At 53.5% G+C, this 15,084-nt stretch carries 19 protein-coding genes; 15 read left to right on the top strand and 4 right to left on the bottom strand.

Annotated elements, in window-relative coordinates:
- Nucleotides 1-122 precede the first annotated feature (122 nt).
- Together CIG75_RS15725 and CIG75_RS15720 are read left to right on the top strand one after the other, a co-directional pair.
- Nucleotides 123-746 carry a hypothetical protein gene (locus CIG75_RS15725; RefSeq protein ID WP_094237481.1) on the top strand — a complete coding sequence of 208 codons (624 nt, stop codon included), beginning with the start codon at nt 123-125 and terminating at the stop codon, nt 744-746.
- 48 nt (nt 747-794) lie between these two features.
- A complete protein-coding gene (locus CIG75_RS15720) occupies nt 795-1,358 on the top strand; it encodes a GNAT family N-acetyltransferase (RefSeq protein WP_094237480.1) in 564 nt (187 codons plus the stop codon).
- Nucleotides 1,359-1,403: 45 nt separating this feature from the next.
- Here the strand turns inward: CIG75_RS15720 and CIG75_RS15715 are convergent, their stop codons facing one another.
- Nucleotides 1,404-2,108, bottom strand: a complete 705-nt coding sequence (locus CIG75_RS15715) for a Type 1 glutamine amidotransferase-like domain-containing protein (protein WP_094237479.1) — start codon at nt 2,106-2,108, stop codon at nt 1,404-1,406.
- A gap of 86 nt (nt 2,109-2,194) precedes the next feature.
- Between CIG75_RS15715 and CIG75_RS15710 the strand changes: the two genes are divergently transcribed.
- The 3 genes from CIG75_RS15710 (at nt 2,195) to CIG75_RS15700 (ending at nt 3,878) form a co-directional block, all read left to right on the top strand.
- Complete coding sequence (locus tag CIG75_RS15710; RefSeq protein ID WP_094237478.1) at nt 2,195-2,713, top strand: hypothetical protein; 519 nt, start codon at nt 2,195-2,197, stop codon at nt 2,711-2,713.
- A gap of 115 nt (nt 2,714-2,828) precedes the next feature.
- Nucleotides 2,829-3,221, top strand: a complete 393-nt coding sequence (locus CIG75_RS15705; protein ID WP_094237477.1) for a VOC family protein — start codon at nt 2,829-2,831, stop codon at nt 3,219-3,221.
- A gap of 129 nt (nt 3,222-3,350) precedes the next feature.
- A complete protein-coding gene (locus CIG75_RS15700) occupies nt 3,351-3,878 on the top strand; it encodes an acyl-CoA thioesterase (RefSeq protein WP_094237476.1) in 528 nt (175 codons plus the stop codon).
- Nucleotides 3,879-3,988: 110 nt separating this feature from the next.
- Here CIG75_RS15700 and CIG75_RS15695 read toward each other — a convergent pair whose 3' ends face one another.
- Entirely contained in the window at nt 3,989-5,563 is a 1,575-nt protein-coding gene (locus CIG75_RS15695) for an amidohydrolase (RefSeq protein WP_094237475.1), read from the bottom strand.
- Between the two features lie 113 nt (nt 5,564-5,676).
- On the opposite strand from CIG75_RS15695, the gene CIG75_RS15690 reads away from it, so the two are divergent.
- The 5 genes from CIG75_RS15690 (at nt 5,677) to CIG75_RS15670 (ending at nt 9,864) form a co-directional block, all read left to right on the top strand.
- Nucleotides 5,677-6,015, top strand: coding sequence for a hypothetical protein (locus CIG75_RS15690; RefSeq protein ID WP_094237474.1), 339 nt, complete (start codon nt 5,677-5,679; stop codon nt 6,013-6,015).
- A gap of 18 nt (nt 6,016-6,033) precedes the next feature.
- Complete coding sequence (locus tag CIG75_RS15685) at nt 6,034-6,393, top strand: hypothetical protein (RefSeq protein WP_227874256.1); 360 nt, start codon at nt 6,034-6,036, stop codon at nt 6,391-6,393.
- A gap of 114 nt (nt 6,394-6,507) precedes the next feature.
- Nucleotides 6,508-6,813: a hypothetical protein gene (locus CIG75_RS15680; protein ID WP_094237472.1), complete on the top strand. Its 306-nt coding sequence runs from the start codon at nt 6,508-6,510 to the stop codon at nt 6,811-6,813.
- A gap of 18 nt (nt 6,814-6,831) precedes the next feature.
- Nucleotides 6,832-7,920 (top strand): 5'-3' exonuclease H3TH domain-containing protein, encoded by a 1,089-nt coding sequence (locus CIG75_RS15675; RefSeq protein ID WP_094237471.1) that lies wholly within the window; start codon nt 6,832-6,834, stop codon nt 7,918-7,920.
- Between the two features lie 117 nt (nt 7,921-8,037).
- Complete coding sequence (locus tag CIG75_RS15670; RefSeq protein ID WP_172844468.1) at nt 8,038-9,864, top strand: ATP-binding protein; 1,827 nt, start codon at nt 8,038-8,040, stop codon at nt 9,862-9,864.
- Between the two features lie 178 nt (nt 9,865-10,042).
- Here the strand turns inward: CIG75_RS15670 and CIG75_RS15665 are convergent, their stop codons facing one another.
- Nucleotides 10,043-10,837 carry a Cof-type HAD-IIB family hydrolase gene (locus CIG75_RS15665; protein ID WP_094237469.1) on the bottom strand — a complete coding sequence of 265 codons (795 nt, stop codon included), beginning with the start codon at nt 10,835-10,837 and terminating at the stop codon, nt 10,043-10,045.
- Entirely contained in the window at nt 10,834-11,103 is a 270-nt protein-coding gene (locus CIG75_RS15660) for a hypothetical protein (protein WP_157729589.1), read from the bottom strand. The genes CIG75_RS15665 and CIG75_RS15660 overlap by 4 nt, the downstream gene beginning before the upstream one ends.
- Nucleotides 11,104-11,200: 97 nt before the next feature.
- On the opposite strand from CIG75_RS15660, the gene CIG75_RS15655 reads away from it, so the two are divergent.
- From CIG75_RS15655 to CIG75_RS15635, 5 genes are all read left to right on the top strand, one after another.
- Nucleotides 11,201-12,577: a sigma-54 interaction domain-containing protein gene (locus tag CIG75_RS15655; protein WP_172844467.1), complete on the top strand. Its 1,377-nt coding sequence runs from the start codon at nt 11,201-11,203 to the stop codon at nt 12,575-12,577.
- Between the two features lie 112 nt (nt 12,578-12,689).
- Nucleotides 12,690-14,087, top strand: coding sequence for a tryptophanase (locus CIG75_RS15650; RefSeq protein WP_094237466.1), 1,398 nt, complete (start codon nt 12,690-12,692; stop codon nt 14,085-14,087).
- Nucleotides 14,088-14,157: 70 nt separating this feature from the next.
- Nucleotides 14,158-14,475, top strand: a complete 318-nt coding sequence (locus tag CIG75_RS15645; protein WP_227874255.1) for a DUF4870 domain-containing protein — start codon at nt 14,158-14,160, stop codon at nt 14,473-14,475.
- Nucleotides 14,476-14,519: 44 nt separating this feature from the next.
- Nucleotides 14,520-14,732 carry a hypothetical protein gene (locus tag CIG75_RS15640; RefSeq protein WP_094237464.1) on the top strand — a complete coding sequence of 71 codons (213 nt, stop codon included), beginning with the start codon at nt 14,520-14,522 and terminating at the stop codon, nt 14,730-14,732.
- Between the two features lie 179 nt (nt 14,733-14,911).
- Nucleotides 14,912-15,076, top strand: coding sequence for a hypothetical protein (locus CIG75_RS15635; protein WP_227874254.1), 165 nt, complete (start codon nt 14,912-14,914; stop codon nt 15,074-15,076).
- Nucleotides 15,077-15,084 lie beyond the last annotated feature (8 nt).

Raw genomic sequence — 15,084 nt, 5'->3', positions numbered from 1 at the left:
TTTGTGGAGTGTGTCAGGCGTGGGAGATCAGTAATTTTCGACAAACTTGTACAAGCAGTTTTAAAAGTTTTGAAACGGACAAAGGCTAACTTACGTCTCACTTTACACAAGGAGGGGAAGTCGTGAGAAAACCTGTCATGATGGTCTTTTCATTTTTACTGATGTTTCAACTTTTGTTCACCGCGGTGCCGACACTGAGCTTTGCCTGCTCTTGTGTTCAGCCAGGGCCGCCACAGGAGGCGTTGGAAAAGGCAGGCGCTGTGTTTTCCGGAAAGGTGACGAAGGTCACGAAAACACGGGAGTTTATCAATGTGGAATTCGAAGTCAATACCGCTTGGAAAGGGGTCTCCGATCGAACGTTGACCGTTTTGACTTCGATCGGCGGGGAAGTGAGTTGCGGTTTCGATTTTAAAACAGGAAAAGAATATCTGGTCTACGCGTCGAAAATGAATAGCGGTGCCTTGGAGGCATCCTTTTGTAGCCGCACCAGGTTGTTGGACTCGGCTTCTAGCGATTTGCAAGAGTTAGGCAGCGGGACGACCTTTGATCGACCGCAGATTGAGCAACAAGTGACACCGGACCCGTCAGCCGCCGAGTTGAAACAAGAGCCAAAAAAAGAGTCTAAACAAGAGCCCAAAAAAGAAAAGAAAGAGATGACCTGGTTTGTCAAAACGGTATGGATTGTCATCGGGGCACTGTTTTTGACCGTTTTGGTCGTTGGACTGATCCGAATGAACCGAAGATAGGGCAAGACAGGGACAGGATGCGATTCTGGGAAAGATGAGGGAAGTTGGATGACGGTAGAAACGATTTTAAAAGAGGTTCCGCTTCTGGAGACGGAACGCTTCCGGCTACGGGACTTGCAAGACCGCGATGTGGAAGATTTTTTTGCCAATTTTTCCGATGAAGAGACGATGCGCTATTTCGGAATGGCTGCGCTGACCGAGCAAGCACAGGCGGTCAAGATGATGAAAGGCATGGAGGAGGGCCGGCAGGAAAACAGTGCCATCCGCTGGGCGATCGCGCGCCGTGAAGATGATCGTTTGATCGGCACGATCGGATTCCATAATTGGTCTGTGAAATCGTTCCGCGCAGAGGTCGGTTATGAGATCAACCGTGCCTATTGGGGACAGGGTGTGGCGACCGAAGTGTTGCGGGCAGTGCTCAAATGCGGGTACGAGGAGATGGGCCTGAACCGGATCGAAGCGATCGTCATTCCTGAAAATCTCGCATCATTCCGCGTGTTGGAGAAAGTCGGATTCAAAAAGGAAGGGCTGTTACAGGAATATATGCACTATAACGACCGCTATCACGATGCGGTGATCTTGGCGCTGCTCAAGCGCGAGTTTCTGGTGTAGACGAACACACCCCCGCTTCGACCGGAAGCAGGGGTGTGTCTTTTCTTACAAGTCGTTGCCCAAATAATAGGTATCGAGCATCTCTTCCCGAATTTCGCTGCCGATCTTCTGCACGCGATAGCCTTTTGCGTTCGGGCGCGAAGAGACGGTGCGGTGTAGGTCAGTGCCGATGAAGTGGAAGGCAGCGCCGTCATCGGCTGCGAGCCCGTCTTGCAGAGCACCTTCCAGAATCATGCGCTGAAAGGATGGACGGCGTTGCGCTTCGCCATCATAGTGCGGGGACGCACTGCCGGGTAGGAAACCGAGGCCAGACAGCGGGCTCAATTGGCCAAAATTCGAGTCGGTGATGCCCTGTTCAAACCAGCAGATCATGCCCGCGCTTAGTCCGGTGAGCAGGACCCCTTCTTCCCAGGCTTTTTTGAAAATTTGGTCGAGTCCCCATTCACGCCACAACACGAGCAAGTTGCGAGTGTTGCCTCCGCCGACATAGAGGATGTCTTTGTCCAGTACATACGCTTCGAGGTCGGACGACGGTGGCCGAAAGACATGGAGATGGGACGGTTCGCAGTTCAGTTCGCCCATCGCTTTGTAAAAGCGTTCTGTATAGTCGAGCGAGTCGCCGCTGGCGGTGGGCACGAAGCAGACTTTGGGTTTTGCTTTGCCCGTTTGTTGCAAGACATAGCGGTCGAGCAGCAGGTTGTCTGGCTCCATCGAAAAGCCGCCGCCGCCCATGGTGATCAACTGTTTCATGAGATCGCTCCTTGTTATTTTCTTGCACTCTTTTTCTTGCACTCATTGTAACGAGTCGGAAGTGGTTTGGAAAGGTGGGACTGCGGATGAAGCATTTGCGTTTGATATGCAGCATGATGGTGACATTGTTGTTGCTAGTGGCGATGCCATCTGTTGGCGCTGCCTGTGGATGTTCTTCGTTTACACTGGAGCAGCAAGTGCAGCGAAACCAAGAAGTGTTCCTTGGACAAGTTGTGCACTACGACCAGCGGGAGATCGTATCGCTCGATGGACTGCGGCGCTATGAGAATGTAGTCACCTTTTCGATCCGAACTTCTTATAAAGGCGTGGCCGACCGACTGGTTGAGGTCGAGTTCCCGCACAACCATAGTTCGTGCGGGATCATCATCAACGAGCGGGCCAATTATCTCGTTTTCGCAAACGATAGGGCAGGAAAACTCAGCACGGGTATGTGCGAAGGGACGACTTCCGTTTGGTCGCAAAACGGGATGTTCGGTCTTGTCGAACTGGAGGGTCACACCTTGCTACCTGCGCTCTCCTTGTTCGCAGTTGCGCTCGGACTGGCTGTGTGGCGTCGCTATCGACGCACTGGGAAAGCGAACTGAACACGAAATAACGGGGAGTGGCGGAGCAGATTGACAGAGGCTTTGTCTTTGAATCTCGCAGAAGAATCGGTGTATAATAGAAATCGGTTATTAATGGAAAACGGGAGGTTTTCAAGTGGCAATTCGAAAAATTGAACATGTAGGTCTTATGGTGCGCGACATTGAAACATCGATCAAATTTTACACCGAGGTGTTGGGCATGGAATTACATGGCCGCCTCACGCATACGAACGGTGTGATTCAACTGGCGTTTCTCGGCTTTCCAGGCGCGGAACAGACCGAACTGGAACTGATTCAAGGCTACAATGATGACCTGCCACAAGAGGGCAAGGTACATCATCTCGCCCTGAATGTCGATCATCTCGAAACGGAGATCGAACGGCTCCGACAGCTCGATGTGACGTTGATCGACCAAGAGATCACCACCTTGCCCAACGGCAATCGTTATTTCTTTTTCGCAGGCCCGGACGGTGAGTGGCTGGAACTGTTTGAGGTGAATCAGGGTTGATCATGACGTTTACAAAGCGATCGGAATCGCGTTCGATCGCCGGCAAGTGATTGAATGTTTCCAAAACGTGCAGAACCGCGCAGATTGGATATAATGAAAAGGAGTTGAGACGGAAAAGAGGAGATCGAGATGACAGAGCAATTGTCCGCCAAAAAAATGCGCGAATCTCGCGCAGTCAAAGCAAGTATCGTACTGCCGCCTGACACGAATACACACCATACGATGTTCGGGGGCAAGGTCATGGCCTACATCGATGACATCGCCGCTATTTCGGCGATGCGTCACTGCCGCAAGCGTGTCGTGACCGCTTCGACCGATTCGGTCGATTTTTTGAACCCGATCAAAGTAGGTGACTCCATCTGCTTGGAATCCTATGTGACCTGGACGCACAAGACCTCGATGGAGGTGTTCGTCAAGGTGGTGGCGGAAGACTTGCTGACGGGTCAGCGCGTGCTGTGCGCGACTTCGTTCCTGACGTTTGTGGCGCTCGATGCGGACAATCGTCCGACTCCGGTGCCGAATGTCATTCCGGAGACACCGGAGGAACAAAGCCTCTATGAGAGCGCCTCGATCCGAGCGGAAGCCCGCCGTGCCCGCCGTGCGGAAAGCAAGAAGCACGCCGAAGCGTTCAACCCGAAGAAGCCCTGGGATCGATAAAAATCAGTATCGATTACTATCTGCATCGTATAAAAAGTTGCTGATGTACAGCAAAAAAAGAGTCTGGGAGGCGCCTCCCAGACTCTTTTTGTCTGCCAAACGAAAGCGTGCTAGCGTTCAAATACGGTCTTGCCGCCGATGACGGTGCGGATGACGTTCGTTTGCAAAATCACGTCGGGGTGCTCGACCATGATGTCGCGGTCGAGAATGGTCAAGTCGGCAAATTTGCCCGGCGTGATCGTACCTTTGACCTCTTCCTCACGGGTCGCATAGGTACCGCCGACGGTGAAGAGGCGCACCGCTTCGTGCGGAGTCAACTTTTGCTCGGGCTGGTAGCCGCTGCGGGTGATGGCAGCGTGCAGGCCGAGCAGGGGTTCGATCGGCTCGATCGGAGCGTCAGAGCCGCCGCCGCAGAGCAGACCCGCGTCGAGCAGCGTTTTCCAAGCGTAGGAAGTGTTGTGGTGTTCCGGAGCGATGCGCTCCAGCACCCACGGGTAGTCGGACGTGACAAAGCGTGGCTGCACGTCGAGCGCCAATGCATCGCCGAGCTTTTGCATGCGCTCGAGCTGGTCGGACCGCAGCACTTGCGCATGAATCAGGCGGTGGCGGTGGCCTGCGATCGGATGTTTTTCCATCGCTTCCAGCACCATGTCGGCCGCCCCGTCACCGATCGCATGCACGGCGATCGGCATGCCGTATGCGACGCCCGCCGCCGCGATGGCGTTCATTTCCGCTTGAGACAGGATCGCCGTGCCATAGGTGCCAGGCGCGTCAGCATACGGCTTGGTCATCAGTGCGGTGCGTCCGCCCATCGCACCGTCAGCAAACAGTTTCAGCGCTCCGATGTTCACCCACTCATCGCCGTCACCGGTCGTGAGCCCGGTCGCTTTTAACTCGTCGAGAAACGAATAGTAGACAAGCAGGTTGCTGCGCAGTCGCAGATCCTCTTCGACGACCAGTTCGCGGAATAATTGCCAAGTGTTATCAAACGTTTCCAAATAGCGCAAGTCTTCCGTATGTACGCTGGTCAATCCGCTGGCCAGCGCGTGTTTGATGCCACGGCGCAGCGCTTCTTTCAGTTCGGCACGGCTTCGTTTCGGAATCTGATCTTGCAGCGGTTGTGCCGCATTTTCATAGATCATGCCGTTTAACGCCCCGCTGGCATCGCGCCCATATGCACCGTCCGCAGGGTCGGGCGTGCTGGCTGTGATGCCTGTGCGCTCGAAGGCGAGCGAGTTGGCGAGGTACGCGTGGTGACAGACTCGGGCGAGCAAAATCGGATGGTTCGGTGCGGCTTCATTCAATTCCTCAATCGTTGGAATGTGACGGTCGGAAAATTGGTTCTCGTTCCAGCCGACGCCGAGCACCCATTCGCCTTGCGGGACGCGCACGACCCATTCACGCAACATTTTCAACATCTCGGCCGACTCTTTGGCTGAGGTGAAATCGAGCATGGAAAGCTTGATCCCGTGGTTGGAAAGGTGAAGATGATTGTCGATCAGCCCGGGCAGAACGGTCGCGCCGCTCAAGTCGATCTCTTCCACTCCGGCCCGTCCAAACTGCAGGCGGATCTCCTCCGTTTCACCGACGGCGAGGATGCGTCCGTTTTCGATCACCAACGCCGATGCCTGCGGCGTGCGTTCATCCATGGTATAGATGGTGCCGTTCGTATAGATCGTTTTCATCGCAGAACCCCCTTTTTGCTTCATTGTACAGGAATTCTACCAGCGCGGTAATAGATACCGTTGACCCTAGCGAACCGAAGTTCTAAAATACAAGGGAGTAGGAGGGGATTTTGATGAACGAATTTAATCAAAGCCCATTTTCTGAGGCTTTTACGTATGATACACGCCTGGGCATCTATGCGTTGCGCACCGACTTGGATTGGAGCCGATTGTCCGAAGCGGATCGCAAACGCGTCGGCGCGAAATGGGTGCTGATCTGCTCAGCGCTCACCGACCGCGTCGTGGAACTTGAAGTGAAGATGATGGACGCGCTGGAGATGATGTACACCGCTAAGGATGAAGAGGAGATGCATCAGCTCAACAACGAGATGATGGATTATGCGAGCATCGCTTGTGACTTGAACATCTTGGCGCGCAATGTGTTTGACGATCTGGCGAAGGCTCATTTTTAAAAGAGAGAAGGCATGAGGATGAGCAAAGGATGGGAGTTTGTATTTGATGAGCGCCTCGGCATCGCTTTACCGCAATTGGAGCGGGACTGGAACTTGTACAGCCGAGCCGACCAGGAACGGATGATCGAAACGTGGGAGAAGGTCAAAGCTCGCATCCCTGATCGCGTGCACGAACTAGAAGCGGTGATCAACGTCAACCAACTGCAAGTCTCTCAGGAAGATGACTGGGACACCGTCTGCGATCTGTATGCGGAGATCTATCGGATCGCCAGCATCATCAACGACCTTAACATCTGGAAAAATGTCGAGCAGTATCTGTCCCATCAGGAAGAGCAGTCGCCGGGGATTGCCGAAGAGCATACCAATCGAGAAAAATAGCCCCGGCGAACAATCGGGAAAGGCAGCGTCATGAAACGCTGTCTTTTTTTACATAAATGGCGCATAATGAGGGGGAGAGAACTGGACGGACGAACCAGAGAGGAGATACGAAAGATGAATCGTGAAGAGTTGATGGCTGTGATGCAACATACGCCATTGCCGGAGCGGATGGGCAATTTTGAGCGCACCTACTCGCCGCAAAACGCTGAGCAGACCGCTGCGGGACTGCTTTTTGTTGAATACCGCCACCTGAGCGCTGATGTAAAGTTTCAAGTGTTGTTGCAAGCGGAGAGCGCGTTGATCCAAGTGGTGCAAGGTGCAGCGGTGACCCCGATGCGGAAGCTCACAGTTGAAGAGGCAGGTCATGTGTTGCGCTCCGATCTGCTGATGATGCTGGAAGACTTAGAAGATGAACTGTAAGACTGGAGGCTAATCGATTTGCAACTTTTGCTGATTGACGGCAATCATATCATGTACTCGGTTCTCTATCGCTATATCGCCAAGGCGAAGAAGCGCGGGGACTACGAGGAAGCGACCGAAGAGATTGTGGACAAGACGGCCTCGCAGTTTACGAAGGTGATCAAAAAGCTGGTTCGGCGTTTTCGACCGACCCACATGTGTGTGATCTTCGACAACGATGCGACCAACTTTCGCCATCAACTGTCCGCCATCTATAAGGCGAATCGCCGCGAACGTCCAAAGGAAGTACATCCGCTGAAGCAGCGCATCTACGCGCAGTTTCGCGAAGAGAAAATTCCATTTCTGTTCGCATCCAACTACGAAGGCGACGATCTGATCGGCACGCTGGCTGCAAGGGCGGAAGAACTGTCGCGCTGTAAAAAGGTCATTTTGCTCTCCGGCGACATGGACTTGGCGCAACTGGTGACAGCCAAAACGCAGCTCTACCTGATCAACTCAGGCATTTTCACCGGCTCTTGGGTGACCGAGAAAAATGTGAAGGGATTGCTCGACGTAGGGCCTGAGCAGATTCCCGCCTTAAAATCGCTGCTTGGTGACCGCACCGACAACATCAAGGGGATCTCCGGTCTGCGCCGCCCCAACGTGTTGCGCGTGATCGAGAAATACCCGGACATCGAGCAGTTTTTGGAGATCGAGAAGAGCAAGAACAAGACGGAGGCGCTGATCCTGCGCCACCGCGAGCATGTGCGGAACAACCTGCGCTTAGCGCGGATCATCTGTGATCTACGCTTCTATCTGCGCTGGGAGGACTTTGTGGTCAGCGCGTGGCTGGAGCCGAAGAAAATGGAGAGCGCTCCGGAGGGTGCCGACAGACCCGCGGCGAGTGCGAAGCCTGCCAAACGCCGCCGACCCGCTCCCGCCAAAGCGATGCGGCAAGCTCCGTCCGAGCCTGAACCAAGTCCGGCGCCAAACGCATCATTGCCAGAGACAACGCCCGACCATCCGGCTGTTGACACGGTGACTTCCACAGACGAAGTCAAAAAGCGTAAGCGCAGACGCCGCTCGCGCAAACGCAAACCGGCGGCAGGAAATGGTGAATCAATCTAGGAATCCCGGTCCTAAATGGACGCGGGATTTTTTATTGCTCAACCTTTACAGGAAGGATTTGAAATGCAACATGTCAAATTTAATAGAGTAAATTCTTCCAATTTGGAGGGGAATATAGTGGTTGAATCGATCTTAAAAATTTTTTGGAAGGATCTTGGTGCGTATTTACAAGAAGATGAGTATCAGATGTACGCTCAACACATTCGGGAGTTGGTCGGTTATGTAGATGAATTTGTAACAACGGGCGAGCGAAATGAACTAGCGTGGGAGCCCTTTTTTGACCACGGGTCAAAGTACGGCTATTTGGTGGCCAGCCGCGATCTGCCATTGGAGATCCTGCTGGATATGGGCAACATGTTCAGCGAATCGATCCTCAATCATGTTTTTCATACGCATCAACTAAAATTTTATGAACGTGAAGCATTTGGGAAGATCCTCTATATTACGTCAAAGATTAATACGTATTCGAATCAAGTGGTGCTTGGCTTCCAACGTTGGCAAGACGATAGCAGGAATACCCTTCACGACGAACGTCGCAATCAGGTTCTGAATCGCCTCCCGTTTTCAATCGTGGTGTACGATGAGCACGGGAGGTTGCAGTTTGCGAATACGCAGGCGCTTGATCATTCCAGAATGCGGTTGGAAGAGGTGGTAGGGAAAACGCGAGACGAATTGCGGGCGTTGGACAACCGCTCCACAGAGCCGGAGAACATGTTTCGCAAAGTCATGTCGGGGGAACGGGTCAGATGGCGAGCAGCAGATACGAACAACGTAAGTGATGAAGGAATGTATCAGGTGGATAAAGAGATGATTCCACTGTTCGATGAATCAGGCCAGGTTAACGGTTCGGTGACGATCGTCTATTCCCCGATCAGCGAAAAAGAGCGGCTGTACAATCTGCATAAACAGTTCTCCTTCGTGTTGAACTCGATGAACAGCGGGTTGCTGATCCTCAATCAGGACTTCTCGCTCACGTCGTATAATAAAAAGGCGGAAGATGTTTTCGGCCTTGCTGCTGAGCAGGTGTTAGGTTCGTCGCTGCTCGAACTGTACACCCGCTTTACGGAAAAAGACATGAGCAACTCCAAGCTCTATTCATCGATGAAGCGGGGGTTGCCGATCCGCGACCGCGAATATTCGATTATGATCAACGGGCGGACCCTGACGATCCGCATCGATGGCAATCCGATCAAAAATTCACAGGGCGTTCCGGTCGGCTATATTTTGATCATCGACGACCAGACCGAACTGCTGGCCATGCGCGAGGCGATGATGCGCAATGAGAAGTTTGCTCTGATCGGCCAGTTTGCCGCGGGCATCGCCCATGAGATTCGCAATCCGTTGACGACCGTCTTCGGCTTCTTGCAACTGTTCGCGTCGCGGGCTGTGCAGCCGGATAACTTTCATGACTTGACTGTGAAGCTGTTGATTCCAGAACTTGATCGGGCGAACACGATCCTTTCCGATTTCCTGATGGTCTCCCGCCCACAGGCACCACAGCGTCAGTTGGTCATTACGGAGACTTTTATGGCCGACGTATTGCGGCTGGTCGAGTCGGAAGCGAACCTGCGCGGCGTGATGCTGGAAGTGGAAGCGCCGAGCGATTTGCCATCGCTCAACCTCGATGTGCAACAAATGAAGCAAGTGTTTTTGAATCTATGTAAAAACGCCTTTGACGTCACCCCGCCGGGGGGCAAACTGGTTTTGCGCGTCAAGGTGGAGAACAGCGATGTGCAGTTTGAAGTGATCGACGAAGGGCCAGGCATTCTGGCTGAAGACCTGTCCCACATTTTTGAGCCGTTTTACACGACGAAAGAACATGGCACCGGCCTTGGCTTGCCGATCTCGCACCGCATTATCGAAGGGCATGGTGGAATGTTGACCGTGCGCTCGACCGAAGGTGTCGGGACCACGTTCTCGATCGGCATTCCGTTCACTCCCTAGATGTGGGATCGATAAAATCACCAAGAGGGCGCGAGCAAGATTGCCCCATATTCGCATCGGAGCAGGCTCCTGTTGGTTAGGCTAAGCAAAGAAAAGAGCGCTGTGGATCTGATCGAGATCCAAGCGCTCTTTGCTGTTTCAGATAAAAGTAGCTTCGCAAGGCGTTGGTAGCGCTCGCTTAGCTGTGAACGATGGTTGGCAGAATCCAGCGTTTTACACCGTGCAGGATGCCGTCTTCCTGCACATGGCGGGTGACATAGCGTGCACAGGCCAGCAGTTCTGGACAGGAATTGCCCATCGCAATGCCATGCCCAATATCTCGGATCATCTCCAGGTCATTCAAGCCGTCGCCAAATGCGGCCGCTTGCTCACGGGTCAAGCCCAAGTGGTCGAGCAGTTGGGTCACGCCTGTCGATTTGTTGACCCCACACGGGTTGAGATCGAGCGCCGAACTGCGCCAGCGGTGCAGATAGAGCTTGTCTGCACCATCCGCGATGTAAGGAGCTTCGTCTTCTTCGGGGGCGAACAAGATGCACTGGTAGATGTCGGGCAGTTCGTCAGCCGTCGTTACCGGAAGCGGTTCTAGAAAACCGATCTCGTGGTCAGCCTCTGTGAAGTAGGGGCAGTCGGCGATACGTTTGGTCGAGTAGATCTGCTGCCCTCCATAGAGCAGCAAGGTGTGATTTTCAGAATGGACGGCGCGTTCCACCCATTCACCGATCTGCGCTTTGGAAAAAGGCGTGCCGATGATGGTGTTGCCTTGATAGCCGATATGGGCGCCATTGCATGTGACGGCCCAGTCGATGCCAAGGGATTCGCACACCGCTCTCATTTCATATTCGGGACGTCCGGTGGCGAGGGCCGGAATGATGCCTTGTTCTTTCAAAAGGGACACCGCCTGCCGCGCCGAATCGGGAATCTGCCTGTCTGTCATCAGAGTACCATCCACATCAAAAAAGACGATGCGGATCATGACGGTAGCCTCTTTGTGTACCAGCGATCGGTAAATTCCTGTGCGGCGACGCGGTATTTACGTCCGTCTTCGAGCAGTACCAGGTACGAGCTTTCCAGCATCCTCCCGAGCTCATCGGCCTCCAGCGGCCCTTCCCACGTCATTCCGTCCAGCGTATTAACTTCGAACAATTGCAGCTCCCCATTTAAAAACGCCACCCGCGCGCTCGCCACCTGCATGGCTTTTTCCCCGCGCGGCTGGATGTGTACGGTCGCATTGTTAGACATGATGACTTCACCTCTCGCAGTTCATGATACCACTTCCTTTTGCGAGATGGTACTCGATTTCTGTTACAATAACAGGAGTGATGAGGAGGGACGGAACATGGGAATGAACGAGTTGATGATGACGGCGGCGGCGGTGCTGGATCATGTCTATGACGGGGTCGCGGCGATCGATGATCGGGGTAAGATTGTGTATGTAAATCCGGCCAATGAGCGGATCACCGGATTGAAGCGTGAGCAGTTGCTGGGGAAACAGGTGAAAGACGCGATCCCGAGCACGCACATTTTGGATGTGCTGTTGACCGGGCAGCCTTCAATCGGTGTTCGCACCAAAGTCGGGGAGTATCAGGTCGTTTCGAACATCGTGCCGGTGTGGGAGGACGGGAAACTGGTCGGCGTGGTCTCCGTGTTCCGAGACGAGACCGAGCTGCGCCGACTGGCCCATCAACTGTCCCAAGCGAACGAAACGATCGAACAACTGGCTCGTCTGGTCGATCCTGAAGGGCGTGGCGGCATGATCGCAGGTGAGAGCGAAGCGATGCACAAAGCGCTTTCCCTCGCGACCAAGGCGGCCCGCGTATCTTCGCCAGTGTTGATTCAAGGCGAGAGCGGCACGGGGAAAGAGGTGCTCGCCCGCTACATCCATGACCAAAGTCCGCGCAAAGCGAAGCTTTTCGTGCCGATCAACTGTGCGGCGATTCCGGAAAATTTGCTCGAGAGTGAATTGTTCGGCTACGAGGAAGGCGCCTTCACCGGATCGAGCAAAGGGGGACGTCCTGGCTTATTCGAAGTGGCAGACGGCGGGACGCTGTTCCTCGATGAGGTGGGTGACATGAGTATGCACCTGCAGGCCAAACTGCTGCGCGCCATTCAGTTTCAAGAGATTCGGCGCGTGGGCGGGACGAAGACAAAACAGGTCGATGTGCGCTTTCTGTTCGCGACACATCATAACCTGCTCGAAAGCGTTGCGGTGGGCACCTTCCGCGAAGACCTGTATTATCGGATGGAAGTGGTCAGCATTCAACTGCCCCCACTGCGCGAACGGATCGAAGACATCCCAGTGTTCGCGCTGCACGCTTTGAGCAAGATCACGAAAAAGCTTGGCCTGCCCACCTTAAAAATCGGTCATGGCGGCATGCAGGCCATTCGACGTTACCCGTGGCCGGGGAACATTCGTGAACTAGAAAACGTGCTCGAACAGGCGGCGATCCTCGATGAGGACGGGGTGATCGAACTAAACGACCTGCCCAAGCGTTTCGGTGATCGCTCCGGCCGCCATGAATCGTTATACGACAGAGGCGGCAACGATTTTCCAACCCTTGAGGAAGTGGAAGAGAGACTGCTCCGTCAAGCGATGCGCACGTTTGTCACCAAGGGCGAAGCGGCAGCCGCACTCGGCGTGTCGCGCGCTACCTTGTATCGAAAATTAGAAAAGTATAACATGAATCATGATATCTTATCTCAAAGTGAGACATGATTGTATAATAATGAGACGTTCTTTGCGGTCATCCCCCCGAAATCAAGGCAAAATAGTTGGCATGATTTTTGCAAAACTAATCCTATGAAAATGGGGAAAAGGGGATGACAGAATGCGTATTGCAGAGCCGTATCGTATTAAAATGGTGGAACCGATTCGTTTAATCCCTCAAGAGGAGCGAAAGGTGAGACTGAAGGAGGCGGGTTACAACCCGTTTTTGCTACGATCGGAGGACGTATATATCGATTTGCTCACCGACTCCGGCACCGGGGCGATGAGCGACGCGCAATGGGGCGCAATGATGGTGGGCGATGAGTCATATGCTGGCTCGCGCAGCTTTTATCGCTTGGAAAAATCGGTTCAGGACGTGTTGGGCTATCAGTATTTGATCCCGACTCATCAAGGGCGCGGCGCTGAGCAGGTGCTGTTCCCGCTGATCATCAAGCACTCCGGCCAGTATGTGCTGGGCAACATGCACTTTGATACCACAAAAGCGCATATTGAACTGGCCAAAGGACGTGCCTTGAACTTTGTCATCGAAGACGCATATGACTCTTCGACCTACCATCCGTTCAAAGGCAACTTCGATTTGGAGAAGCTGGAACAATTCATCACCGAGAAATCGGCAGAAAACGTCGCTTTCATTCTGATCACCGTGACCTGCAATTCGGCAGGCGGTCAACCGGTGTCGATGGAAAACATCCGCGGCGTGCATGACATCGCTCGCAAGCATAACATCGCTCTGTTCTTCGACGCGGCACGTTTTGCGGAAAATGCGTATTTCATCAAACAGCGCGAAGCGGGCTATGCGAACAAATCGGTGCAGGAGATCGTTCGCGAGATGTTCTCCTACGCAGATGGTTTGACCATGTCGGCGAAAAAAGACGGTCTGGTCAATATGGGCGGCATGATTGCGATCAAAGACGATGAAGATTTGTTCAAACAATGCCAGTCGATGGTTGTCCCGTTCGAAGGGTTCCCGACCTATGGCGGACTGTCCGGCCGCGATATGGAAGCGTTGGCTCAAGGGTTGCGCGAAGGTGTGGAAGAGGACTATCTGGCCCACCGCATCGGTCAGGTCGAATACCTCGGCGACAAACTGCGGGAACTCGGCGTGCCGATCCAGTATCCGACTGGGGGGCACGCGGTGTTCGTCGATGCGAAAGCATTCTTGCCGCACATTCCGAATTTGCAGTTCCCCGCACAGGCGTTGGCCAATGAACTGTATCTGGAAGGCGGGATCCGTGGTGTGGAAGTCGGCTCTTTCCTGCTCGGGCGCGATCCGGAAACGCGCGAAGAACTGGTTTCGCCAGTCGAGTTTTTGCGGCTGACCATCCCGCGCCGCACCTATACTAACAATCACATGGACTTCATCGTTGACACGTTTAGTCGAATCATGGAGCGCAAAGAACAGATCAACGGTGTGCGCTTCACGTATGAACCGCAAATTCTGCGTCACTTCACCGCTCGACTGGAGCCGGTTGATCAGCAGCACACAGAGAAGAAATAAGACAAAAGTGTGAAACTTTTTAGCCCCTCTCTCGTATGCATAAGCAGATGAGAAAGGGGCGTTGTTAATCGTGTCTACTGAAAGCAAAGTTTTAGCGGTCTTATCACATGTCTCGTACTTCTTCTTACCGATCCTCGTGCCAGTGGTCGTGCTTCTGCTCAAGACGGACGATCCATTTGTCAAACATCATGCCAAACAAGCGCTCGTCTTACATGCTGCACTGGTCGTAGCTGCCTTTATCTCATGGATCTTGTGCATCGTGCTGATCGGCTTCCTGTTGGTGCCGCTCGTCGGGATCTTCGGTCTGGTCGTGACGATCATCGCCATCATCCGCACGATCGAAGGCGAATACTACCGCTATCCAGTGGCGGGTAATTGGTTCAACTAAGGGCAAGCTAACTAGCATCCTGTGCGGAAAAGAGGTGTTACAGCATGGAAAATCGGCAGAACACGCTCGATTCGATCTGGCAGGCGCTGCAAGAGCTTCCACGCATGAAACTCAACCAACTGTTCGCCTCGCTAGGTTTGGCAAAATCGATGTATGCCAAACTCCAAGATCAGGAGGCGCGCAAGATGTTTCTTGGTCTCGCCACCCGCTTGGATGATGAAGCGTTGGTTGAAGTCGATCATCTCGTCCGTGCTTAGGAATGGAAAGGAGGGCTGTTCTGGGCCCTCCTTCTTGTTGCTAGCAACCGCATAGCGTGGCAGGAACTGCAAAATACTACTTGTACCGAATCAGCAATGGGAGGTGCAAGCGGTTGGAACCATACGCATGTCCAAATTGTCGCAACAAGATGAGGTTTCACATCTGTGATCAACATCCGGTGTCAGTGAAGCTGAATCCGCAGACGGGCGAGATCGTCGAACACATCGATCCCAGCGATCGGATGGCCAATCCATACAAAGGGGAAGCGCGATTGGTGGAATGTGCGATCTGCGGACTTGATGGCACGGAGCTTTTGTTTATCAAAACAGCACAACGAATGTAAAGAAATGA

This window comes from Tumebacillus algifaecis (assembly GCF_002243515.1).
In the GTDB taxonomy this organism is placed as follows: domain Bacteria; phylum Bacillota; class Bacilli; order Tumebacillales; family Tumebacillaceae; genus Tumebacillus_A; species Tumebacillus_A algifaecis.
Note: the sequence above shows the minus strand (reverse complement) of the source record. Positions and strands in the feature narration are given on the sequence as shown.